This window comes from Actinomadura sp. 6N118 (assembly GCF_044326415.1).
GTDB lineage: Bacteria > Actinomycetota > Actinomycetes > Streptosporangiales > Streptosporangiaceae > Spirillospora.
In genome coordinates this window covers 17,557-38,476 of record NZ_JBIRAZ010000012.1, presented here as the reverse complement: position 1 = coordinate 38,476, position 20,920 = coordinate 17,557, and the positions used below count along the sequence as shown (strand labels likewise).

Annotated in this window: 24 protein-coding genes; 15 read left to right on the top strand and 9 right to left on the bottom strand. The window is 70.2% G+C overall.

Annotation, left to right across the window (positions count from 1 at the left end; all coding sequences use genetic code 11):
* The first annotated feature begins 89 nt into the window (after positions 1–89).
* Together ACH34W_RS29105 and ACH34W_RS29100 are read left to right on the top strand one after the other, a co-directional pair.
* On the top strand, positions 90–926 hold the full coding sequence (locus ACH34W_RS29105; protein ID WP_395964294.1) for an oxygenase MpaB family protein: 837 nt from the start codon (positions 90–92) through the stop codon (positions 924–926).
* 9 nt (positions 927–935) lie between these two features.
* Positions 936–1,565, top strand: coding sequence for a TetR/AcrR family transcriptional regulator (locus tag ACH34W_RS29100; protein ID WP_395964293.1), 630 nt, complete (start codon positions 936–938; stop codon positions 1,563–1,565).
* A gap of 81 nt (positions 1,566–1,646) precedes the next feature.
* Here the strand turns inward: ACH34W_RS29100 and ACH34W_RS29095 are convergent, their stop codons facing one another.
* Entirely contained in the window at positions 1,647–2,117 is a 471-nt protein-coding gene (locus ACH34W_RS29095; RefSeq protein ID WP_395964292.1) for an ATP-binding protein, read from the bottom strand.
* Between the two features lie 286 nt (positions 2,118–2,403).
* Between ACH34W_RS29095 and ACH34W_RS29090 the strand changes: the two genes are divergently transcribed.
* From ACH34W_RS29090 to ACH34W_RS29080, 3 genes are all read left to right on the top strand, one after another.
* The gene (locus tag ACH34W_RS29090; protein WP_395964291.1) at positions 2,404–3,249 is read left to right on the top strand and encodes a helix-turn-helix domain-containing protein; all 846 of its coding nucleotides are present in this window, start codon (positions 2,404–2,406) and stop codon (positions 3,247–3,249) included.
* Positions 3,246–3,455: a DUF397 domain-containing protein gene (locus ACH34W_RS29085; RefSeq protein ID WP_395964290.1), complete on the top strand. Its 210-nt coding sequence runs from the start codon at positions 3,246–3,248 to the stop codon at positions 3,453–3,455. Before ACH34W_RS29090 ends, ACH34W_RS29085 begins: the two co-directional genes overlap by 4 nt.
* 116 nt (positions 3,456–3,571) lie before the next feature.
* On the top strand, positions 3,572–4,591 hold the full coding sequence (locus tag ACH34W_RS29080) for an LLM class F420-dependent oxidoreductase (RefSeq protein ID WP_395964289.1): 1,020 nt from the start codon (positions 3,572–3,574) through the stop codon (positions 4,589–4,591).
* 37 nt (positions 4,592–4,628) lie between these two features.
* On the opposite strand, the gene ACH34W_RS29075 is transcribed toward ACH34W_RS29080, so the two are convergent.
* Positions 4,629–6,086, bottom strand: coding sequence for a benzaldehyde dehydrogenase (locus ACH34W_RS29075; RefSeq protein ID WP_395964288.1), 1,458 nt, complete (start codon positions 6,084–6,086; stop codon positions 4,629–4,631).
* A gap of 248 nt (positions 6,087–6,334) precedes the next feature.
* Between ACH34W_RS29075 and ACH34W_RS29070 the strand changes: the two genes are divergently transcribed.
* A complete protein-coding gene (locus tag ACH34W_RS29070) occupies positions 6,335–7,993 on the top strand; it encodes an acetolactate synthase large subunit (RefSeq protein ID WP_395964287.1) in 1,659 nt (552 codons plus the stop codon).
* A gap of 81 nt (positions 7,994–8,074) precedes the next feature.
* Positions 8,075–8,251, top strand: coding sequence for a hypothetical protein (locus ACH34W_RS29065; protein WP_395964286.1), 177 nt, complete (start codon positions 8,075–8,077; stop codon positions 8,249–8,251).
* A 12-nt stretch (positions 8,252–8,263) separates the two neighbouring features.
* Here ACH34W_RS29065 and ACH34W_RS29060 read toward each other — a convergent pair whose 3' ends face one another.
* On the bottom strand, positions 8,264–8,893 hold the full coding sequence (locus ACH34W_RS29060) for a TetR/AcrR family transcriptional regulator (RefSeq protein ID WP_395964285.1): 630 nt from the start codon (positions 8,891–8,893) through the stop codon (positions 8,264–8,266).
* Positions 8,894–9,011: 118 nt separating this feature from the next.
* Between ACH34W_RS29060 and ACH34W_RS29055 the strand changes: the two genes are divergently transcribed.
* From ACH34W_RS29055 to ACH34W_RS29045, 3 genes are all read left to right on the top strand, one after another.
* Positions 9,012–10,415 carry a DHA2 family efflux MFS transporter permease subunit gene (locus ACH34W_RS29055; protein ID WP_395964284.1) on the top strand — a complete coding sequence of 468 codons (1,404 nt, stop codon included), beginning with the start codon at positions 9,012–9,014 and terminating at the stop codon, positions 10,413–10,415.
* A complete protein-coding gene (locus tag ACH34W_RS29050; protein ID WP_395964283.1) occupies positions 10,412–11,209 on the top strand; it encodes an SDR family NAD(P)-dependent oxidoreductase in 798 nt (265 codons plus the stop codon). The genes ACH34W_RS29055 and ACH34W_RS29050 overlap by 4 nt, the downstream gene beginning before the upstream one ends.
* Before the next feature lie 66 nt (positions 11,210–11,275).
* Positions 11,276–11,854 carry a TIGR03086 family metal-binding protein gene (locus tag ACH34W_RS29045; protein WP_395964282.1) on the top strand — a complete coding sequence of 193 codons (579 nt, stop codon included), beginning with the start codon at positions 11,276–11,278 and terminating at the stop codon, positions 11,852–11,854.
* Between the two features lie 40 nt (positions 11,855–11,894).
* Here the strand turns inward: ACH34W_RS29045 and ACH34W_RS29040 are convergent, their stop codons facing one another.
* On the bottom strand, positions 11,895–12,701 hold the full coding sequence (locus ACH34W_RS29040; RefSeq protein WP_395964281.1) for a methyltransferase domain-containing protein: 807 nt from the start codon (positions 12,699–12,701) through the stop codon (positions 11,895–11,897).
* 185 nt (positions 12,702–12,886) lie between these two features.
* Between ACH34W_RS29040 and ACH34W_RS29035 the strand changes: the two genes are divergently transcribed.
* Entirely contained in the window at positions 12,887–13,822 is a 936-nt protein-coding gene (locus tag ACH34W_RS29035; protein ID WP_395964280.1) for a serine hydrolase, read from the top strand.
* Between the two features lie 3 nt (positions 13,823–13,825).
* Here ACH34W_RS29035 and ACH34W_RS29030 read toward each other — a convergent pair whose 3' ends face one another.
* The 5 genes from ACH34W_RS29030 to ACH34W_RS29010 all read right to left on the bottom strand — a co-directional run bounded on the left by ACH34W_RS29030 (position 13,826) and on the right by ACH34W_RS29010 (position 17,717).
* On the bottom strand, positions 13,826–14,047 hold the full coding sequence (locus tag ACH34W_RS29030) for a hypothetical protein (RefSeq protein WP_395964279.1): 222 nt from the start codon (positions 14,045–14,047) through the stop codon (positions 13,826–13,828).
* 160 nt (positions 14,048–14,207) lie between these two features.
* A complete protein-coding gene (locus ACH34W_RS29025; protein WP_395964278.1) occupies positions 14,208–14,696 on the bottom strand; it encodes a GNAT family N-acetyltransferase in 489 nt (162 codons plus the stop codon).
* A 113-nt stretch (positions 14,697–14,809) separates the two neighbouring features.
* Complete coding sequence (locus ACH34W_RS29020) at positions 14,810–16,831, bottom strand: ABC transporter permease (protein WP_395964277.1); 2,022 nt, start codon at positions 16,829–16,831, stop codon at positions 14,810–14,812.
* Positions 16,831–17,514 carry an ABC transporter ATP-binding protein gene (locus ACH34W_RS29015; RefSeq protein WP_395964276.1) on the bottom strand — a complete coding sequence of 228 codons (684 nt, stop codon included), beginning with the start codon at positions 17,512–17,514 and terminating at the stop codon, positions 16,831–16,833. The genes ACH34W_RS29020 and ACH34W_RS29015 overlap by 1 nt, the downstream gene beginning before the upstream one ends.
* Positions 17,511–17,717 carry a hypothetical protein gene (locus ACH34W_RS29010; protein ID WP_395964275.1) on the bottom strand — a complete coding sequence of 69 codons (207 nt, stop codon included), beginning with the start codon at positions 17,715–17,717 and terminating at the stop codon, positions 17,511–17,513. Before ACH34W_RS29010 ends, ACH34W_RS29015 begins: the two co-directional genes overlap by 4 nt.
* Before the next feature lie 119 nt (positions 17,718–17,836).
* Here ACH34W_RS29010 and ACH34W_RS29005 point away from each other — a divergent pair, with 119 nt between their 5' ends.
* The 4 genes from ACH34W_RS29005 (at position 17,837) to ACH34W_RS28990 (ending at position 20,880) form a co-directional block, all read left to right on the top strand.
* A complete protein-coding gene (locus tag ACH34W_RS29005) occupies positions 17,837–19,054 on the top strand; it encodes a sensor histidine kinase (RefSeq protein WP_395964274.1) in 1,218 nt (405 codons plus the stop codon).
* Positions 19,051–19,701 carry a response regulator gene (locus tag ACH34W_RS29000; protein WP_395964273.1) on the top strand — a complete coding sequence of 217 codons (651 nt, stop codon included), beginning with the start codon at positions 19,051–19,053 and terminating at the stop codon, positions 19,699–19,701. Before ACH34W_RS29005 ends, ACH34W_RS29000 begins: the two co-directional genes overlap by 4 nt.
* 42 nt (positions 19,702–19,743) lie before the next feature.
* Complete coding sequence (locus ACH34W_RS28995) at positions 19,744–20,091, top strand: hypothetical protein (protein WP_395964272.1); 348 nt, start codon at positions 19,744–19,746, stop codon at positions 20,089–20,091.
* 102 nt (positions 20,092–20,193) lie between these two features.
* Complete coding sequence (locus ACH34W_RS28990) at positions 20,194–20,880, top strand: DUF4328 domain-containing protein (protein ID WP_395964271.1); 687 nt, start codon at positions 20,194–20,196, stop codon at positions 20,878–20,880.
* Positions 20,881–20,920 lie beyond the last annotated feature (40 nt).

Below are 20,920 nucleotides of genomic sequence, written 5' to 3'. Positions count from 1 at the left end.
CAAGGATCGCACACCCTCGGGGACCGCCCAAGTCGCGGTGGGGTGACAGGCCTATTGGCGGTATGCCAATAACGTGCTCTACTGGTGTCATGCGACGAACCGGTGGACTCCCGTTCCGTCCAGGCGACGTCTCCTGGACGGTCATGCGCGAGCCGGTGCTCGGCCTCGGCGCCGCTCCGACCCTCCTCCTGCAGGTGACCCACCCGCTCGTGGCCGCGGGGGTCGAGCAGTACTCCGACTTCGAGAACGACCCGTTCGCCCGGCTGTGGCGGACGGCCGACATCATGCTCAAGCTCTCGTTCGCCGAGCCCGAGGTCTCCGCCCGCCAATCCGTCAAGCTGCGCCGCATGCACGAACGTGTCAGCGGCGTCTCGGACGAGGGTGTCCGCTACCGCGCCCTGGACCCCGACCTCCTGCTCTGGGTCTGGGCGACGCTGGTGCACAACGGGCTCGATCTCTACCAGCGCACGTTCGGACGGCTGCCGTCGGGCGAACGCGAACGCTTCTACCAGGAGCAGAAGCTGATCGCGTACGCGTGCGGGGTACCCGAAGGCCACTGCCCTGTCGTCTACGAAGACTTCCGCGCTTACTTCGACCGGGTCGTCCGGGAGGAACTGCGCCCGACCACCGTCTCGGCCAAGCTGCTCGACACCCGCCGCAGGCTGCCCATGCCCTGGCCGCTCGGCCCCGCGTACCTCCAGCTCAACCTGCTCGCCGCCGGAGCGCTCCTGCCACGCTCGCTGCGGCGTGAGCTGGGCATCCCGTGGAGCCGGTCACGGTCCCTCGCGTTCGCCTCGCTCGTCGAGGCCAACAAGACGGCGTCCAAGGTCGTGCCCGCGTCCGTACGGCACCGCCCCACCGACTATCTCGTGGCCCGGGAACGGCCTCTGCGGCTCTTCGGGCAAGGCCGGCGCCGGGCGGCATAGGCTGCCTGCGTGCCCTCTCCGTCTTCACGCCGTCCCTCCAGGGCGGGCTATCAGCGGCTTCCCAGGGATGAACGGCGCGACCAGATCCTCGGTGTGGCACGCCGGATGTTCACGGAAGTCCCGTACGCCGACGTCTCCACCGCCGCGATCGCACGCGAGGCAGGTGTCCAGCGCGGGCTGATCCACTACTACTTCGGCACGAAACGTGAGCTCTTCCTGGAGGTCGTGCGCGGGCTCACGGTCAGCTACGCCGGGCAGGCCCCGCCTGCCGACCCCACGCTGCCGCTGGAAGAGACGGTCGACCTGTGCGTCCACCTGTTCCTGGACGCAGCCGAGTCCAACGCCGACACCTGGCTCGCCGCTCTCGACGCGGAAGGCTTCGGCCAGGACCCGGAGCTCCGGCGCATCGTCAACAAGACCCGCGACGCCACCGTCGAGCACATGCTCACGTTGCTCCACGTCCCTGAACCGACCGACACCCTGCGCGCCGTCCTCCGCACGTACTCCGGGCTGGCCGAAGTCGCGACCCGGCAGTGGCTCCAGGAGAAGACGCTCAGCCGCGCCCAGGTCCACAAGTTGCTGGCCGGCTCGCTGCTCGTCCTCGTCAGAGAAATCGCACCCGCGGTAGAACGGGCCTGAGCCCGACCCACCGCCAGGCAGCGCCCGCCACAGCCGACACTCAGCCCAGCCAACGCCTAGCTCAGCCGACAACCGGCTGCCTCAGGCGACGCCCGGCTGGGGTGGGGCGTCGTCTGACGAAGTCGTCGGGCCCGACGGGCTCAGGAACGTGGCTGCGGCGGCGGGCACGGGGACCGCGAACCAGACCGCCTTGCCAGGGACCGGAGGACCCAGCCGGGAGAGGGTGTGGAGCACCCCCCAGCGGCCCTCGGACAGCTCACGGACGATGCTGAGGCCGCGGCCGCAGTCGCCGGACGTCCATGAATAGCCGGGCAGGCGCGCGTCGGCATGGCCGTCGAAGACGGCGCAGCGGACCTCGCGCACGGCCGGCGGGGACGCCGTGGTGGGAGCGATCCGGGCACCCGATCGTTCACCCAGATAGAGCCAGAGCTCGTGCGGCCCGTAATCGGCCGCGTGCTGATGCGCGTTGGTCACCAGCTCGCTCACCATCAGCTGGGCGTCACCGACCATGCCCCGGTCGACCCCGAAGGTGGTGAGCGCTTCGGCCAGCACCGACCGCGCGTATCCAGCACATCCAGGGCCACGTGGGAGCGCCCAGACCCATCCAGGGAGCTCCGTATCATCGTCCGTGAACTCAGGCGAAGCCTTCACGGGTCCTCCCGCGGTTACGTTCCGAATTGCGCGGCCACGTACTGCTCCGTTACTTTCCGTCCCCGAACGGTCACGTTTTCAGCGTCGCGTGAGATTCTCATCCCCGCAACTCTCTTCGCGAGATTGCTCTTACCGGCTTCCGCAATCACGTTGTACTGGACCGTCCGGATACGGGACTCTCACCTCTATGACCTACCGGCCCACGGTGCGCGGCCGCCGGCTTGCACGGGAGCTTCGCAGGATGCGGGACGAGCAGGGACTCACCCTGCAGGACGTGGCCGACCGGCTCGGCTGGTCGCGGGCCACGGTCTCGCGACTGGAAACGGGGCAGACCAGGCCACGGCACGGCGACATCGCCGACATCCTCGATCTGTACGGCGTGCCCAGCCCCGACCGCGACGCCTACATCAACCTCGCCAAGGAGGCCGGCCAGCGCGGCTGGTGGACCGCCTACGCGGACGTCTTCGCCGGCAGTTACGTGGCACTGGAGGACGAGGCGTCTCAGATCTGCTCGTGGGACGCCCAGCTCGTCCATGGTCTGCTGCAGACGGAGGACTATGCCCGCGCGGTCATCACCGCCGGCCGGATGCTCCCGAACAGTACCGAGATCGAACGCCGCATCGCCGCCCGCAAGGCCCGGCAGGCCCTCCTCAACCGCGCCAGCGCGCCGCGCCTCGACGTCATCCTGGACGAGGCGATCCTCTACCGCCCGATCGGCGGGCAGAGCGTCATGACAGCGCAGCTCGAATCGCTCGCCGAGTCGACCCGGCGCCCCCAGGTGACGATCCATGTGCTCCCGCGCAGCGCGGGCGAGCACGCCGGGCTGGACGGCCGTTTCACGATCCTGTCGTTCCCGGACCCCGCCGACCCTGATATCGCCTACGTAGAGGGCACTATGGGTGACGTTTATCTCGAAAGCGCGGAGGCAATAGCCCAACATAGGGCCAGATTCGACCGCGTCACCGCCCTGGCCCTCTCCCCGGAGGAGTCCGCACGCCTCCTCCACGAGGCAGCAAGGAGCGGCAGCACGTGAACCAGCAGCACGTGAACCAGGCGTCCACCGAACTCGCCAATGCCACCTGGCACAAGTCCTCTCACAGCGGAAGCGGCGACCAGTGTGTCGAGATCGCCGCGCTGTCCGGCGGCCGCCGGGCTGTCCGCGACTCCAAGGACCCCGAGGGTCCCGCGCTGGTCTTCTCGGCCACCGGATGGATCGCGTTCCGCAGCATGATCTCCTAGCCCGACCTCGAGTCCGACCACCGGCCCAATCACCTGTCCGCCAGGGTCACCCTTCCGGCGATACTAGAACGTGTTCTAGTATCGCCGGTGCGTTCCCGAATCCCGGAGGGTGACCCGTGACCGCAGAACTCAAGCTCGGCATCAACGTCGGCTACTGGCAGCGCGACCCCGACGACCAGACCGAGACCGTGCTGGCGGCCGAGCGGCTCGGGTACGACTCGGTCTTCACCGCGGAGGCGTACGGCTCGGATGCCTTCACCCCGCTGACCTGGTACGCCGCCCGTACTTCAAGGATCAAGCTGGGTACCGCCGTGGCGCAGATGTCGGCCCGCACGCCCGCCGCGACCGCGATGCACGCGCTGACCCTCGACGCCCTGTCCGGCGGCCGGGTGATCCTCGGGCTGGGCGCGTCCGGGCCGCAGGTGGTGGAGGGCTGGTACGGCGTGCCGTTCCCCAAGCCGCTCGCCCGCACCCGCGAGTACCTCGACATCGTCCGGCAGGTGTGGCGCCGTGAGGGCCCGGTGACGAACGAGGGCCCGCACTACCCGCTGCCCTACCCGGGTGGCGCGGGCCTCGGCAAGCCGCTCAAGTCGATCGTGCATCCCGTACGGCCGGAGATCCCCATCTATCTGGGCGCCGAGGGGCCGAAGAACATCGCGCTGGCCACCGCGAACACCCAGGGCTGGCTGCCGCTGTTCGTGGACCCCGAGCAGATCGACACGCTCTTCGGCGAATCGCTCGCGGGCCGTCCAGGCGGCTTCGAGATCGCCGCGACCGTCACCACCATCGTGACCGACGATCTCGACTCCGCCCTGGAGTTCGCCAAGATCCCGCTCGCGTTCTACATCGGCGGGATGGGAGCGCGCGACCACAACTTCCATCTCGACCTGATCGGCCGCCTCGGTTACGCCGAGCAGGCCAAGCGCGTGCAGGAGCTGTTCCTGGACGGCCGGCGGGACGAGGCGATCAAGGCCGTGCCGGCCGAGCTTGCCGACTCCATCTCGCTGCTCGGCCCGATCGGCCGCATCAAGGAACGCTTGCAACTGTGGCGCGGCAGTCCCGTCACGACCCTGCTCATCGCGGGCGTCCGGGACGAGCCGACGCTGCGCGAGATCCGCGACCTCGTGCACGCCTGACCCGGAGACCGGTCTCCCCGTACCCCCACTGAGTGCGTCAGAAGGGGTACGGGGCGATCTCGCTGCGCATCGTGACCCACTGTGTCTCGGTGAACGCCTCGATGTTGGCGTCCGGCCCACCGAAGCGGGATCCGTTGCCTGAGGCGGCGAGCCCGCCGAACGGCACGATCGGCTCGTCGTTCACCGTCTGGTCGTTGATGTGCACGAGGCCGGTCGGCACGGCGTCCGCCACGCGCATCGCCTCGCCGACGTCGCCGAGGATCCCCAGTGCCAGGCCGTACTCGCTGTCCGCCGCCAGCTCGATCGCGTCGTCGATCGTGCTGAACGGCACGACGGGCGCGACCGGGCCGAACACCTCCTGGGCGTACGCGGGCATGTCCGGCGTGACCTCTGCCAGGACGGTCGGCCGGTAGAACAGCCCCTCGTGCGTGCCGCCCGCCGCGAGCCGCGCGCCGGCCGCGACGGAGTCGCTGACAAACCGGTCGATCTGTGCGAGCTGCGACTGATCGATGATGGGGCCGAGCGCCACCTCATTGCGGGCCGGGTCGCCGACCGGCAGTTTGTCGGCCTTGTCGGCGAGCGCCGCCACGTACTCCTCGTGCAGGCTCTCGTGCACCAACTGGCGGCCGGTCGTCATGCAGATCTGGCCCTGGTGAAGGAACGAGCCCCACGCGCCGGCCGACACCGCCTTGGCGACGTCGGCGCCAGGCAGCACGATGAGCGCGCTGTTGCCGCCGAGCTCCAGATGGACGCGTTTGAGCAGCCGCCCGCACGCCTCGCCGATCCGGCGGCCCACCTTGGTCGATCCGGTGAACGAGACGACCCGTACCTCCGGTGCCGCGATGACGGCCTCGCCCACGTCCGCCCCGCCCGGCAGCACGTGCAGCAGCCCGGCGGGCAGGCCTGCCTCCTCGAAGATCCGCGCGACCGCCACCCCGCCGCAGACGGCCGTCCGGGGGTCGGGCTTGAGCAGGACCGCGTTGCCGAGCGCGAGGGCCGGCGCGACCGATCGCATCGAGAGGATCAGCGGGACGTTGAACGGCGCGATCACGGTGACGACCCCGGCCGGACGCTGCCGGGCCAGGCTCCAGCGAGGCTGCGCCGACGGCAGGACCCTGCCCTGCGGATGCGAGGCGAGGGCGGCTGCCTCGTAACAGAGGTCCGTCGTGAACTGCGTCTCCAGCTGCGCCTTGGGCGGGATCGACCCCGCCTCTCGGATGATCCAGCCCTGGATCTCCTCGGCGTGTTCCTCGAAGAGCCGTCCGGCATGGCGGAGGACGGCGGCCCGTTCCTGGTAGGTCCGCGCAGCCCAGTCACGCTGCGCCGCCGCGGCCCGGGTCGCCGCGGCCGCCACGTCCGCGGTGGTCGCGCGGCCGAGCCTTCCCAGCGTGGTGCCGGTCGCCGGCTCGACGACGTCGTACGCGCCGTCCGCCGTGCCGGTCCACTCCCCGTTGAAGATCTTTTCGGTCCAGGTGCCTGAGTCGAGCAGCGTCATGGTTCCTCCTCGGCGCGCGTGCCGCGGACCCGGGGCAGGGTGGCTGCGGGTCTCCCGCGATGGTGCTCCCCAAGGGGATGTCAGGCCACCGACCTTTCCACTGAACGGAAGGCCAGCCAGATACACCTGGTGGGTCACACCCCGTGGGGTACACCACTCGGTGCAGTGGAATGCCCGAGGCCATCCGGGCGCTACATCGGATGTCCACAAGACTTGATCTAAAGAAGCTCCTTGGAGAGGGACACACGATGTCCAGCCCGCAGGTCGACGCCGCCCGGTTGCTCGTTCGCGCACTCGAAGCCGAGGGGGTCGAGTACGTCTTCGGGATTCCCGGCGAGGAGAACATCCACTTCGTCGACGCCGTCAACGACTCCTCGATCCGCTACATCCTCGTCCGCCACGAGCAGGGCGCGGCGTTCATGGCGGAGATCTACGGCAGACTCACCGGCAAGGCGGGTGTGGCCTCCGCGACGCTCGGCCCCGGCGCGATCAACTTGCAGCTCGGCGTCGCCGACGCGACCACCAACAGCACCCCGGTCGTCGCCATCTCCGCCCAGGTCGGGCTGGACCGCATCTACAAGGAGTCGCACCAGATCGTCGACCTGGTGTCCCTCTTCCGGCCGATCACCAAGTGGGCCGAGCTGGCGCCGACCGCCGAGGCGCTCCCGGAGATGATCCGCAAGGCGTTCAAGACCGCCCAGACCGAACGCCCCGGCGCGGTCTACCTGGCGATCCCGGAGGACGTCGAGGCCGCCAAGGTCGCCGGCGACCTCAAGCCGCTGCCGGTCAACGTCGTCCGCCCGCAGGAGCCCTCCCCCGCGCAGGTCGCCCGCGCCGCCGACGTCATCGCGCTGGCGAAACAACCCATCGTGCTGGCCGGTCACGGTGCCACCCGCGCCCGGGCGAGCCAGGCGCTGATCCACTTCTCCGAGCAGGTCGGCTTGCCGGTCGCCACCACGTTCAACGGCAAGGGCGTCTTCCCCGACGACCACCGCAACGCGCTCGGCGCGGTCGGCTTCATGCGCCACGACTACGTCAACTTCGGCTTCGACGAGGCCGACGTCATCATCGCGGTCGGCTACGAGCTGCAGGAGTTCGACCCGGTCAAGATCAACCCCAAGGTCGACAAGAAGATCATCCACATTCACCAGTTCCCGGCCGAGGTCGACGACCACTACCCGGTCGAGGTCGGCATCCAGGGCGACATCTCCCGCTCACTGCGCGCCCTCGCCGAGTCCGTCCACCGCCGTTTCGATGTCAACGGAACGGGCCGCAAGATCCGCGACCTGATGGCCGAGGAGCTCCGCGAGGGCAGGTCCGAGGACGGCTACCCGCTCTCACCTCGCCGTATCGTCGCCGACATCCGCGAGGCCATGGGCCGCGAGGACATCGTGCTCGCCGACACGGGCGCGGTGAAGATGTGGATGGCCCGCATGTACCCGACGTACGAGCCCAACACCCTGCTGGTGTCCAACGGCCTGTCGTCGATGGGCTTCGCGGTGCCGGGCGCGCTCGCCGCCAAGCTCGCCCACCCCGACCGGCGCGTGCTGGCGGCCACCGGCGACGGCGCGTTCCTCATGAACTCCCAGGAGCTCGAGACCGCCGTCCGCGAGAACATCCCGATCACCGTCCTCATCTGGGAGGACGACGCGTACGGCCTGATCGAATGGAAGATGGACCTGGAGATGGGCCGCAACTCCAACATCAAGTTCGGCAACCCCGACTTCGTGAAGTACGCGGAGAGCTTCGGCGCCAACGGCTACCGCGTCACGACCGCCGCCGACCTGCTGCCCACCCTCCAGAAGGCGTTGGACGAGGACGGTGTCTCGGTCATCACGGTCCCGGTCGACTACTCCCACAACCTCCAGCTGACCGACAAGCTGGGCGAACTGACCGACGCCCTGTGAAAGAACTCCATGAGTTAACGGCATAGATACACGCCGCCTCCGAGTCTGTACGGGAGGCGAACCCCGTGGACCGGAGGCGACGTGTACGAAGGCAATCCCCATTCGGCGATGGGCCGCGTCCTGCGCTGGCTGACGACCAGGCCCGAGCACGACGACTGGCTGGACCCCGGCTCGGACACGGACACGAGGGCCGAGCTGGCAGCAAAGATCGAGGCCCTCGAAGCCGAACTGGCCGCCCTCAACCGCCGATCGTCATGACCCGGCGGCTCGTCATGACCCGGCGGCGAACGCCCGCAGGAACGTGTCGACGGCCGCCGCCGCGATCTCCCGCGCCTCCGCTTCCGGGATCTCCCGCGTGCCGGACCGGCTGCGCCGGTCGAGCGGCCCCATGAGCAGACCCGCGAGGTGTTCCGCCGCAAGGAGCGGATCGGCCGCCCGGAGCCGCCCGGCCAGGGAGAGTCGCGCCAGCCGGTCGGCCAGCGACTCCATGACCTTGTCCGCGACGCGGCCCTGGACGACATCCAGCAGATCGGGGAACTGGGCGACCTCGGCCGCGAGCAGGCGCCGCAGCGCCCAGGACTGCTCGTCGCAGTAGCACCGGATCAGCGCGTACCCGACCTCTTCCAGCATCGTGCGCAGGTCACCTTGCGTGGAGAGCCGTTCCACGGCGGCCATGTTGCGGGCCAGCGCGTCGTCGGCGACCGCGCTGAACGACGCGCGCAGCAACGTCTCCTTGTCGCCGAAGTGGTTGTAGACCGTCGCCTTGGCAACCCCTGCCTCCGCGGCGATGACGTCTACCCCCGCCTGCGCGTATCCCTCCCGGGCGAAGACGGTGTAGGCGGCATCGAGGATCGCCGCCCTCTTGTCGATGCGCCCGCGCGCGGCACGCGTTCCGCTCATGCCTCCGATCATACGGCCAAACTGGACTGGTGAGTCCAGTCAAATGGTCCAGCTTGCCCAATACTGATCAGTCTTCTAAATTGAACTCGCTAGTCTATTTTGTGAGTGAGGAGACGCCATGACGCATGACGAAGACCGTCTGCGATGGTTGATCGGGGTGATCCTGCTGGGTGGGATCATGGGCATCCTTGACGGCACGATGGTGGCCGTCGCCGCCGACACCCTGACGGTGGAGTTCGGCAGCTCGCTGAGCGCGGTCGGTTGGGTGTCGACCGGCTACCTGCTGACGCTCACGGTGACCATTCCGGTCACCGGCTGGGCCGTCGGCCGGTTCGGCGCCAAGCGGCTCTGGCTGGCGGGTCTGCTGCTCTTCCTGGCCGGGTCGCTCGCGTCCGGGATGGCGTGGAACGTGGGCAGCCTCATCGTGTTCCGCGTGGTGCAGGGGCTCGGCGCGGGCATCCTCGATCCGCTCGTACTCGTCCTGCTGGCCCGGGCCGCGGGACCGGCGCGCGCCGGCCGGGTCATGGGAACGATGGCGGCGGTCCTCTCCCTCGGCCCGGTACTGGGCCCGGTCGTGGGCGGGCTCGTTCTCGACGGCCTCGGCTGGCGGTGGATGTTCCTCATCAACCTGCCGATCGGCATGGCCGCGTTCCTCCTGGCCCTCCGGCTGATCCCGGCCGACGAGCCCGCCACCAGGCGCACCCCGCTCGACGTGGTCGGCCTAGCCCTTCTCGGCCCCGGCTTTGCAGCCGCCGGCCTGGCCCTGTCGCAGACCGCCGAGCAGGCACGCTTCACCACCTGGCAGACCCTCACTCCGCTGGCCGTGAGCCTCGTGCTGCTGGCCGCGTACGCGCCGCACGCCCTCCGGAGCAGGTCGCCGCTCGTCGATCTGCGGCTCTTCGGAAGCCGCGGCTTCGCCGCGAGCGTCGGCGTCATGGCGCTCACCGGCGTCGCGATGTACACCGTGCTCTTCGTCCTGCCGCTGCACTTCCAGCAGCAAGGCCACGGTGCCCTCACCGCCGGTCTCCTCGTCGCCCCGCTGGGTCTCGGCGCGGCCGCGGCCTCGCCCATCGCCGGGCGGTTCAGCGACCGGATCGGCGGCCGCACCCTGGTCCGTGCCGGGGCGCTCGCCGCCACGGCCGGCACGCTGGCCCTCATCCGGGTCGGACCGGACGACCCCGTCCGCTGGCCCGCCCTCGCCGGGCTCGTGATCGGACTTGGCCTCGGCTGTGTCGGCGCCCCCACGATGGGCGCGCTCTACCGGACACTCCCAGCCCCGCTCGTGCCGCAGGGCAGCTCGGTGCTCTACATGCTCAACCAGCTGGGCGCCTCGGCCGGCATCGCCGTCGTCGCGCTCATCATCGAGACCGTCGGCCCGTCGACCGGCTTCCACCGGGTGGCCGTGTTCGGCGCCGCCGTGACGGCCGTCATCCTCCTCGCCGCCGCCCTCCTGCCAGGACGTCCGGCACCCGAATTCACCAACCCACCCGCCGAGGCGGTCACCGAAGGAGCCCTCCGTTGAAGACAATCGTGATCACTGGCGGAACCGACGGCATCGGCAGGGCACTCGCCCGCACCTACCTGGACCGGGGCGACACAGTCGTCATCGTCGGCCGGAACGCCGCCAAAGCCGATGAACGCGCCGTCTTCGTCCAAGCCGATCTGAGCCTCCTCGGCGAGACCAGGAAGGCCGTCCAAGAACTCGAAGCGAGGTTTCCCGTCATCGACGCGCTCATCCTGTGCGCGCGCCACTTCCGCTCACGCCGGTACGAGACCGCCGAAGACATCGAGGAGAACTTCGCACTCTTCTACTTGAGCCGTTATCTCCTCTGTCACGGCCTCGCCGCACGACTGGAGGCGTCCGAACGCCCCGTCATCATGAACGTGGCAGGCCCAGGCGCCGACCTCTCCCTCGTTCACTGGAACGATCTGGAATTCACCGAGGACTACAACGGAGTCTCGGCGATGTTCCAAGGCGGCAAGCTGAACGACCTGCTGGGAGAGTCCTACGCCGAAAGCCATCCCCGCGTCAGCTATGTGCTGTTCCATCCCGGAATGACGGCCACGGGCCTCTCCGGCGACTACGACGCGGCGGACGCGGCTCACATGCTTTCGATGAAGAAGTTCGGCAAATCCGTCGCTCAGAGCATCGCCCCGATCGTTCCCCTGATCGACACACCGCCCACCGAAGCGTTGACAGCCTTCATCGAGGGGAGGCGCATCACTCTGCCCGACGACAAGGCCGCCGCGGCCCGGCTCGACGACCTCACGAGGAAATACTTGCCGCCCGCCGCGCAGAACCACGCCGCCATATGAAGCGATGAGTTTTCAGGCGCCGCCTGGTCTACACGTCAAGGCAACCGATCCGATGAGGAGACCTCCATGACTCCGGACCTTGGACCCGCCACCGAGCGGCTCTCGGAAGTTCTCGTGAACGTGACCGACGACCAGCTCACGCTGCCGACGCCGTGTCCCGCGTACACGCTGGGAGACTTGATCGACCACATCAACGGGCTGTCGCTGGCGTTCACCGTCGCCGCCGCGAAGGGCACGCTGCCCGGCGGGTCGCAGGGCCCGTCCGCCGACGCCTCACGCCTGCCGGATGACTGGCGGGAGAGCCTCCCGCAGCGCCTTGCCGGGCTCGCCGAGGCGTGGCGCAAGCCGGACGCCTGGGAAGGGATGACCCAGGCCGGCGGGATCGACCTGCCGGGCCAGGTGGCCGGGCTGGTGGCGTTGAACGAGGTCGTTGTGCACGGCTGGGACGTCGCCCGGTCCATCGGGCAGCCGTACGAGAGCGCGCCGGAGGCGGTCGAGACCTGCCTGGACTTCCTGTCCCAGGCTCCGCTGGGGGATTCGAGCGACGGCCCGTACGGCCCTCCCGTCGCCGTCCCCGCCGAGGCCCCGGCCCTCGACCGTCTCGTCGGCCTGACCGGCCGGGACCCCGCCTGGGGCACGTCGTGACCTATGGGTTCAGGGGCGGCAGGACTCAGGGCGACTGGACTCAGGGGCGGCAGATGATCTCCCCGTGGGGCACGGCGAACCAGCCGTCCTCGGCCGCGGCCCAGGCCTTCCAGCCGGTGTAGATGCGGTGCAGGTCGTCGCGGGTGGCGTGGCCTCCGGCGATGGCGTGGTCGGCGACGGAGGAGTGCAGCAGGCGTCCGCCCCAGGACTCGCTCCACCACTCGCGTTCTTCGGGCGTGGAGTAGCACCAGATGGAGGCGGTCGCGGTGATGTCGGCGAAGCCCGCTTCGCGTGCCCATGACATCAGGCGGCGGCCCGCATCGGGTTCACCGCCGTTGCGGCGCGCGGTCTTGTAGTAGATCGGCATCCACTCGTCCATGCCGGGCGGGCTCGGATGCCAGACGAAGCCGCCGAAGTCGGCATCCCGCGCCGCGACGACGCCGCCCGGTTTGCAGACGCGCCGCATCTCGCGCAGCGCCTGGACCGGGTCGGCCACATGTTGCAGGACCTGGTGGGCGTGCACGATGTCGAACGTGTCGTCGGCGAAGCTCAGCGCGTGCACGTCTTCCACGAAGAAGCTGACGGTGTCCACGCCGCGCCCGGCCGCCTCCCGCGCGGCCTGCTCCAGCACCTCGTCCGACGCGTCGATGGCGGTGACGCGGCCGTGCGCCACGCGTTCGGCCATGTCCGCGGTGATGGTCCCCGGGCCGCAACCGATGTCCAGGACCGAGGCCCCGGCGCGCAGGTGCTCGATCAGGTAGGCCGCGGAATTCTCCACTGTGCGCCAGGTGTGCGAGCTCAGCACCGACTTGTGAAAGCCGTGCGTGTAGGTCCCCTGTGCCGACATCGAAGACACCTCTCTCCCTCACGGCGTCGTCGCCGTGGCCGATGCCCATCACCATAGACAGTCTTCTCATAATTTGAGAATAGTGTCTTGCAATATGAGACACCGTGATCGGGTCCTGCGAAGGAAACACGACTTTCAGGTTCGGCTCACGGGACCTCCAGGTTGACTGATCAGCCTCGGGCGGCATGGGATTCCGGCATGCCACGCTGCGCTCAGGTGTCGCCGCCGTCACCACGATCGCGATGGTGGGCCTGACCGTGCACGAACAGCCTGACAACGCTCCGATGGCCTCGACTCCGCGGCCACCGGCCACCGCTGGGCCTGCGCCGGCGGTCACGCCGGCGCCTGCGCCGACCGCCACTCCGCCGTCGGCGGTGCCGGGGCGTGAGCGGGCACGGGTGTCACGAGCGATCAAGAGGTATCTGGACGATCGGCCCGGGCGGGTGTCGGTGGCGGTCCGGGATCTGGAGACGGGCGCCACGTACTCGTACGGGAGCAAGATCCGGACGGCGACGGCCAGCATCGTCAAGGTCGACATCCTCATGGCGCTGCTGCTCCAGGCACAGCGCGCCGACCGCGGGCTCAGCCCGTACGAGAGGTCGCTCGCCGCCCAGATGATCCGGCACAGCGACAACGGCGCGGCGTCGGTGTTGTGGAACTCGATCGGCGGCGGGAGCGGGCTGGACAAGGCCAACCGCAAGCTCGGCCTCAGGCACACCACCGCCGGGCCAGGCGGGGCATGGGGCTCGACAACGACGAGCGCCGCCGACCAGGTCCGGCTGCTCGGCGCGCTGACCTCGAAGAAGAGCCCGCTCACGGCGAAGCACCGAAGCTACGTGCTGAGCCTGATGAAGGGCGTCGTGGACGACCAGGCCTGGGGCGTCAGCGCGGCCGCGGAGCGGGCCGAGACGGTCGCTCTCAAGAACGGCTGGTTGCCACGCCAGGTCGACGGCGGCGCCTGGACGGTCAACAGCATCGGCCGGATCAACGGCGGCGAGCACGACTGCCTGATCGCCGTCATCTCGGCCGGCCATCCCTCGCTGTCGGCCGGGGTGGCGACGATCGAACGCGTCGCCACCCTCGCGGCAAGGGCCGTGCACCCTGGAAAGGGCGACGGGTAGGCGTTATGCGGCCACGGGGACGCGGTGCGGCACCAGCGGGCGGTATACGGGAAGAGGCTCGACCGCGGCGAGCGCGGCGACGGTCACCTCGGGCTCAGCGACATCCATATAGGTGTTGAGGGCCAAGTTGGTAGGGGTGTGGGTAAGCCACGGCTCGACAAGGGTCCGCTCTGCGGGCCCGTCCAGCCTTGGGCGGGAAAGGTGATGGAACGCGGCTTCGTTCACTGCAGCTACCCCTTCCTGCTTCACCGGCGGAGCGCCGGTCGGGATACCCGGAGGTACGCACCGAACAAGCTCCCTGGTTCGATTGATATTCCCCGGAGTCCCCCGAGTCACGCTGCGAACTTACGCCTCGCCTCTGACATTTTTTCGAACGCGCGTTCGTTCAGAGGAGGCGATACATGATGTGGAGGCCGACATAACCCCTGGTCGGGTGACAGAACCCTTCCTTCAGGGTCGCCACGACCTCCATGCCGAGGGAACGCCACAGGTGCACGGCACGCTCGTTGGTCTCCACCACGGCGTTGAACTGCATCGCGCGATACCCCTCGGCTCGCGCCCAGTCCATGACGTACTCCCCCAGCGCCCGGCCCACGCCGCGGCCCGCGTGCTCGGGCGCGACCATGAAGCTGGCGCTCGCGATGTGCGAGGCGGGCCCCATGTGGTTGGGGTTCATGTTGGCCGTGCCGAGTACGACGCCCTCGCTGCCGACGGCGACGACCGTACGGCCGGGCGGCTCCTTCATCCAGAACGAGCGGGCGCGCTCCTCGCCGATGTCGCGCGGCCAGGTGAACGTGTCACCGGCGGCGACGATCTCGTGCAGGAACGGCCAGATCGCCGGCCAGTCCGCGACCTTCGCCTCCCGGATCTCCATGCCCACAGCATGCCGGTCCCAGCAGCGCGAACGCGACGCAATTTCGGGCGGACCCCCTCGCAGGACCCGCGTGGAGCCCCACCCGAAACAGCCCACCCGAAACAATGCGTCCCTCAGTCGGGGCGTGGTGCCGGGTCGGCGGTGACCGAGCGCAGCAGCGGGCGGCTCAGCGCGCCGGCGCCGATGATCCCGGCGAACCCGAGCACGACGAACGCCACCAACGTCAGCGCGCCCGAGAACCCGAATCCCGCCGCGAACGGAGAAGCGAAGAACAACCCGGTCAGCAACGACCCGCCGCCCATGATGGCGAGCGGGATCAGGGTCTCCTGCCGCCGCGCCCTGTCGAGCACCTCCAGCGGCGTGCCCGCCAGGCGCAACATCGCGTACGTCTGGCGCCGGTCGAGCACGGCCGACGCTCCGGTGATGCCCGCGCTGGTGATGGCGATGAGGAACGACACCACGAGGACCGTGAGCGCGCCGGTACGCAGGTCCGCCAGCAGGTACAGCTCCGCTCCCGAGCCCGCCGGGGGCGTGGGGGACGTGCCGGGGACGACGCCGTGCAGCGCCGTGCGGGCCCGGTCGACCGCGGCGTCACCTCCGGGCACCGTGATCTGCAGCGTCCGTGAGTAGTCATCGGACCTGGCCTCACCCACCGTCACCTTGGCCGGGATGCCGGCGAGCCGCTCCTTGGCCTGGTCCGCCACCGCGGTCGCACGCGCTTTCGCGACGGTGAGCTCCATCCGCTCCTTGGCGTCGGCGCCCGGCATCGCGGCAGGATTCATCAGCGAGAGGAAGCCCGCGACGAACCCGGTCAGCGCCACCCCGGCGACCGTTCGCCACGCGGAGCGCGGGTCGTCGATCAGGCGGCGGCCCGCCAGCAGCCGGGCGGGCCCGCGCGCCGTGCCGGCCGTGATGCGGCCGATCAGCGCGACCACCCACGGCCCCACCAGGTTGATCGAAAGGAAGCCGAGCGCGAGGAAGACCACGAGGAGGACGGCGCCCGTCCTGCCCATCGACGTGAGGTTCCCGCTGATGATCCCGAAGGCGACGACGATGGCGCCGAAGACGACCAGCCGGATCGCCTTCATGCCGGGCGGCGTCTCCCGCTTGGCCACCCCGAGCGGGCTGACGACCACGCGGCGCAGGCCCACGATGGCGCTGACGCCGACCAGTACGGGCACCGCGACGAGCACGGCGGCGAGCGGCAGCAACCCCGGCCACAGATCGCTCGCGAACCAGGTGCCCCCGCCGATCGTGATCTGCGTGAGCGCGGGGACCGCCGCGACATAGAGCAGCGCTCCGGCGACCGCGCCCGCCGCCGCGGTCAGCACCGCCTCGGCGGCAGTGATCGCGACGACTTGCCCTGGCGTGGCGCCGACCAGGCGCAACGCGGCCAGCCGCTGGTCGCGCCGGGCGACAGTGAGCCGGGCGGCGGCACCGCCGAAGACCAGCAGGGGTACGACCATCAGCACCGAAGCGATGATCGCCAGTATCTGGTAGACCTGCGGGATCGTCGACACCGCGCCGGTGGCGTAGTGATCGATCGGCGCCGGGGACTCGGTGGTCTCCGCGCCCGCCGTGTCGCTCCGCTCGGCGGTCATGGCCGGGTCGGACGGCTTGTGGCCGGCCACCGCGACCAGTTCGCCGGGATGGACGAGCGCCTCGTCCCCCAGGATCCCGGTCGGCGCCCCGGCGCGGAACCGCTTCGCCAGCTGGTCGGCGGGCAGCTTCTTGATCATGTCGGCGAGCGCGGGCGAGACCCAGAGCTCACCCGGCTTGGGGAACGCCTTCATCCCCGGCGGCACCGGAGCCTGCCTGCTCCCCGGCCCGCTCCCCGACTCGCTTGCCGACCCGGTCGTGGCGGCGAGGTCGACGATCGTGATCGGCGTGCCGCGTACATAGTCGGTGTCCAGCGCCTGGACGGCGGTCGCGGCCCCCTGCGTACCGGCCACCTTGGCGGGATGCCGCCACGCGTCGGCGTCGGCCCGCTGTGAGAAGGCGTGGTTGGCGCCGACGGCGAAGAGCAGCAAACCGGTGGAGACCGCGACCGCGGCCAGCGTGAGCAGCGAGCCCAGCAGCCCCCGGCGGCCACCGCCACGCAGCAGCCGCCAGGAGAGTTCGAGGGTCGTGTGCATCACACGACACCGCCGGCGGGCACCAGCAACTGCCCGTCACGGACCTCGACCGTGCGGTCGCACCAGCGCGCGACGTTGGGGTCGTGCGTCACCACCACCAGCGAGGCGCCGTTGTGCTTGGTCGCCTCGACCAGCAGCCGCATCGTCTCGTGGCCGGTGTTCTGGTCGAGGGCCCCGGTGGGCTCGTCCGCGAAGACGACCGCGGGCTTGGACACCAGGGCGCGGGCGATCGCCACGCGCTGGGCCTGGCCACCGGACAGCTCACCCGGCCGCCGGCCCTCCATCCCGGCGAGCCCGAGCGGCCCGAACCAGCCGCGTGCGGCCCGGACGGCCTCGCCGCGCGGGACGCCGCCGAGCATGAGCGGCAGCGCCACGTTCTCCTCGGCGGGCAGTTCCGGCAGCAGCTGGCCGAACTGGAACACGAAGCCGAACCGGGTGCGGCGCAGCTCGCTGCGGCGGCGCTCCCCGAGCGAGTCGATGCGCTGCCCGAACAGCAGCACCTCCCCCGCGTCCGGCTTCATGATCCCGGCCAGGCAGTGCAGCAGGGTGGACTTGCCGGAGCCGCTCGGCCCCATGATCGCTACAGCTTCGCCCGCGGCGACGGCGAGGTCCACCCCGCCGAGGGCGACGGTCGGCCCGAACCGCTTGGCCAGGCCGTGTCCAGAGAGGACAAGCTCGTTCACGCTGCAACCTTTCGGTGGTCGTCGGAGGAGGGGCTGAAGCAGAGGACGTCGGCGCCGTCCGCCGGCTCGTCCGGGCCGCGTGGCTCCTGGCGGTCCCGCCACGACTCCGAGATGTCCCTGGCGGGCATGATCAGACCCGCGTAGATCACGAAGACGGCGAAGAGGACGGCGATCGGGACGTAGATCAGGTACATGGCGTTCATGTCTCAAGCGTGCGGGAACGGCCAGATCGGCCACATCGGACACAGGGCCGGTCGTCACACGCCGAGATCGGCCGAATGGTCGATACGCACGTCCAGCCAGGGTCGTAGCCTGCGTTGTCATGACTGATCCGGGCGCGCGGCTGGACCGCATCACGTCGCTGGGCGGCTGCCTCGTGCGCGGCACCGCCGGCGCGCTCGCAGCCCTCTTCCTGGCCCTGTGCCTGGTCAGCGCCGGCGGCGAGACGGGGGGCGGCGACCTCTCGACGTACCTTGTGTTGATCGTCATCGCGGCGGTCTGCGCCTGGGCGGCCCTGGCCACCAAGCGGTTCCTGTTCTGGACCCTGGCCGCCGCGTCCATGTCGATCCTCTTCACGGTGTTCGCGGCGCTGGCCCAGCCGCCGATCGACAACCCGAGCATGCTGCTGGAGTTCGCCGGGCTGCTGGTCCTGGTCGCCCGGGTGATCTGGCGGCAGCCGCGCGAACGCCTCGTGCCGCTGACCGTCGTGGTCGGCGGCGCGGCGGTGTCCATGCCGGTGCGCGGCGGCTCGGCCGTCAGCCTGCTGCTCTTCACCGCGCCGCTGGCGGTCCTGGTGGCGGTCGCGATCGGCGCCGGGCTGTGGCTGCGGGCGATCGACGCGCGCCGGGCCCGCGCGCTGGTGGCCGCGCGCCGCGACGAACGCCTCGAACTGGCCCGCGACCTGCACGACTTCGTCGCCCACCATGTCACGGGCATCGTCGTCCAGGCACAGGCCGCCCGGTTCATCGCCGGGTCCGGCGCAGCGCAGAGCCCGGAGCAGCTCGACACGATGTTCGCGGGCATCGAGAAGGCGGGCACCGAGGCGCTGACGTCGATGCGGCGGATGGTCGGCCTGCTGCGCGAGGCCCAGGACACCGGCGCGGACGGCGATTCCAAGACCCGCCCGGTCGGCGATCTCAGCCAGGTGGCCGAGCTCGTCGCCGGGTTCACCGACCCGCCCGCGTCCCTGGAGGTCGCCGGCGATCTGGGCGTCCTGGCGCCCGAGGTGACCACCTCGATCCACCGGATCGTCCAGGAGGCGCTGACGAACGCGCGCAAGCACGCCGCCTACGCCACGGCCGTCCGGGTCGGCATCGGCCGGACGGCGCGGGGCGTCGAGGTGACCGTGCGCGACAACGGGCGCGGGCCGTCCCAGGCGGCCCGCCGCCGGCTGCCGTCGGGCGGGTACGGGCTGGTCGGGCTGGGCGAACGCGTCGAGGCGCTCGGCGGCCAGGTCTACGCCGGTCCCCGCCCCGAGGGTGGCTGGGAGGTCGTGGCGGTGCTCCCCGATCCCGATCACCTGCCACAATCGGGACCGTGACCATCCGTGTACTCATCGCCGACGACCAGCAGATGGTCCGGACCGGATTCCGGATGATCATCGACTCGCAGCCCGATCTGGAGGTGGTCGGCGAGGCTGCCGACGGCGCCGAGGCGGTCGAGCTGGCCCGGCGGCTGCGGCCCGACGTCTGCCTGTTCGACATCCGGATGCCCAAAATGGACGGGTTGGCGGCGACCCGCCTGCTGGCCGGGCCGGACGTGGCCGAGCCGCTGCGGGTGGTCATCGTCACGACGTTCGACATGGACGAGTACGTGTACGGGGCGCTGCGCGGCGGCGCGGCGGGCTTTCTGCTCAAGGACAGCGGTCCCGCGCTCCTCGTCGAAGCGGTGCGCGCGGCGGCCAACGGCGAGGCCCTGGTCTCCCCCTCGATCACGGTCCGGCTCTTGGAGAACCTCGCCAAGCCCCCCGTGGCCGCCGCTTCCCCGCCCGGCGAGCCGCTCACCGAACGCGAACTGGACGTCGTCCGGCTCGTCGCGCGCGGCCGGACGAACGAGGAGATCGCCGCGGAGCTCTTCGTCTCGCTCTCCACGGTCAAGACCCACCTGGGCAGCGTCCAGCGCAAGCTGTCCGCCCGTAACCGCGTGGAGGTCGCCGCCTGGGCCTGGGAATCCGGCCTTGCCCGCTGAGCGACTCCGCACGGCAGTCACTGCGGCGCCAAAGGTCGCGGCTTGCTGAACAGCGGCATTCCCGTCACCGTGCTGGCGGTGTGGATCGTCGCGGCCACCGGCTGGGGCGCGGTGGCCGGCGGGTTGCGTCGCGGCCTGTCCGGCTACACCCGCCGTCTCACCCTGCTCGCACACGTCCTGGCCCTGCCCGCGGTGGTGCTGTTCCCCTCCATCCTGGGTTTCGGTTTCCTGTACCTCTCGATCGCGGTCGCCGCCGAATGGTGGGCGCTGATCCTGGTGACCCGGGGCCGTCCCGAACGCCTCGTTCAGCAAGGTGACCTGCGGCGGCTTGCGGCGTGGCTCACCCTCACCGCCACCGCCACGGTGATCACCACCAGCATGATCCTTTGAAGGGGCCGCCGGACGGCCGTTGGTCAAGGGGTGGCAAAGCTACGTAGTATCCGTGGCAACGGAGGGCAAGTCGTCTCGGAAACGGTCTCGGAGGTGCGGGCAATGCCGTGTGCTCTGTGCGGCGACATCATCCCGGCCGAGGTCGTACGCTGCCCGGCCTGCGGGGCGTGGGCGCGGCGCCGGGACTTCAGGGCCGTGGGCATCGCCGTGTTCATGTTGCTCGGCTTCAACGCGTTCGTCGCGCTCGGCTCCGGCATCAGCCTGCTGCGGCTGATCGACCCGCTGCACGACGCCACCCACGACACCTATGATCCGGCCACGACCGGCAAGGCGCTCGGCCCCTACGCGGACGTCTTCCTGATCTGCGGGGTCATGGCGGTGATCACCGGCCTGCTGTATCTCGGCTGGTTGTGGCGGGCCTACCGGCAGTCGGCCGGGCCGCACCGGCACCGCCAGGCCTGGGTGGTGTTCGGCTGGGTCCTTCCCGTGGTCAACCTGTGGATGCCGCCGCGGCTCGTCTACGACATCTGGGTCAGCAGCGGCCGCTATCGGACGGCCGAACGGCACGTGGTCGGCCTGATCGTGGGGGGCTGGTGGGCGTGCGTGCTGCTGGGCATCGGCCTCTCCAAACTGTTCGCGGGCAGCAGCGTCAACACGCTGGCCGACGCCCGCTATTCGGTGCACCTGGGCGTGGCAGCGGCCGCCTTCCAGGCCCTCGCCGCCGCCCTTTGCATGATGAACGTGTTCCAGATCACCCGCCTCCAGGTGCGTTCCCCGGCTCTGCACTGATCTGGCCCCAGCCCCCGAGCTCGCCCCAAAACCACCGAGA

Excerpts from the sequence above, each read along its gene's own strand:
- ACH34W_RS29105 (WP_395964294.1), top strand. The coding sequence starts at position 90 with ATGCGACGAACCGGTGGACTCCCGTTCCGTCCAGGCGACGTCTCCTGG.
- ACH34W_RS29090 (WP_395964291.1), top strand. The coding sequence starts at position 2,404 with ATGACCTACCGGCCCACGGTGCGCGGCCGCCGGCTTGCACGGGAGCTT.
- ACH34W_RS29075 (WP_395964288.1), bottom strand. The coding sequence starts at position 6,086 with ATGACGCTGCTCGACTCAGGCACCTGGACCGAAAAGATCTTCAACGGG.
- ACH34W_RS29070 (WP_395964287.1), top strand. The coding sequence starts at position 6,335 with ATGTCCAGCCCGCAGGTCGACGCCGCCCGGTTGCTCGTTCGCGCACTC.
- ACH34W_RS29060 (WP_395964285.1), bottom strand. The coding sequence starts at position 8,893 with ATGAGCGGAACGCGTGCCGCGCGCGGGCGCATCGACAAGAGGGCGGCG.
- ACH34W_RS29055 (WP_395964284.1), top strand. The coding sequence starts at position 9,012 with ATGACGCATGACGAAGACCGTCTGCGATGGTTGATCGGGGTGATCCTG.
- ACH34W_RS29045 (WP_395964282.1), top strand. The coding sequence starts at position 11,276 with ATGACTCCGGACCTTGGACCCGCCACCGAGCGGCTCTCGGAAGTTCTC.
- ACH34W_RS29040 (WP_395964281.1), bottom strand. The coding sequence starts at position 12,701 with ATGTCGGCACAGGGGACCTACACGCACGGCTTTCACAAGTCGGTGCTG.
- ACH34W_RS29035 (WP_395964280.1), top strand. The coding sequence starts at position 12,887 with ATGGGATTCCGGCATGCCACGCTGCGCTCAGGTGTCGCCGCCGTCACC.
- ACH34W_RS29025 (WP_395964278.1), bottom strand. The coding sequence starts at position 14,696 with ATGGAGATCCGGGAGGCGAAGGTCGCGGACTGGCCGGCGATCTGGCCG.
- ACH34W_RS29020 (WP_395964277.1), bottom strand. The coding sequence starts at position 16,831 with ATGCACACGACCCTCGAACTCTCCTGGCGGCTGCTGCGTGGCGGTGGC.
- ACH34W_RS29010 (WP_395964275.1), bottom strand. The coding sequence starts at position 17,717 with ATGAACGCCATGTACCTGATCTACGTCCCGATCGCCGTCCTCTTCGCC.
- ACH34W_RS29005 (WP_395964274.1), top strand. The coding sequence starts at position 17,837 with ATGACTGATCCGGGCGCGCGGCTGGACCGCATCACGTCGCTGGGCGGC.
- ACH34W_RS28990 (WP_395964271.1), top strand. The coding sequence starts at position 20,194 with ATGCCGTGTGCTCTGTGCGGCGACATCATCCCGGCCGAGGTCGTACGC.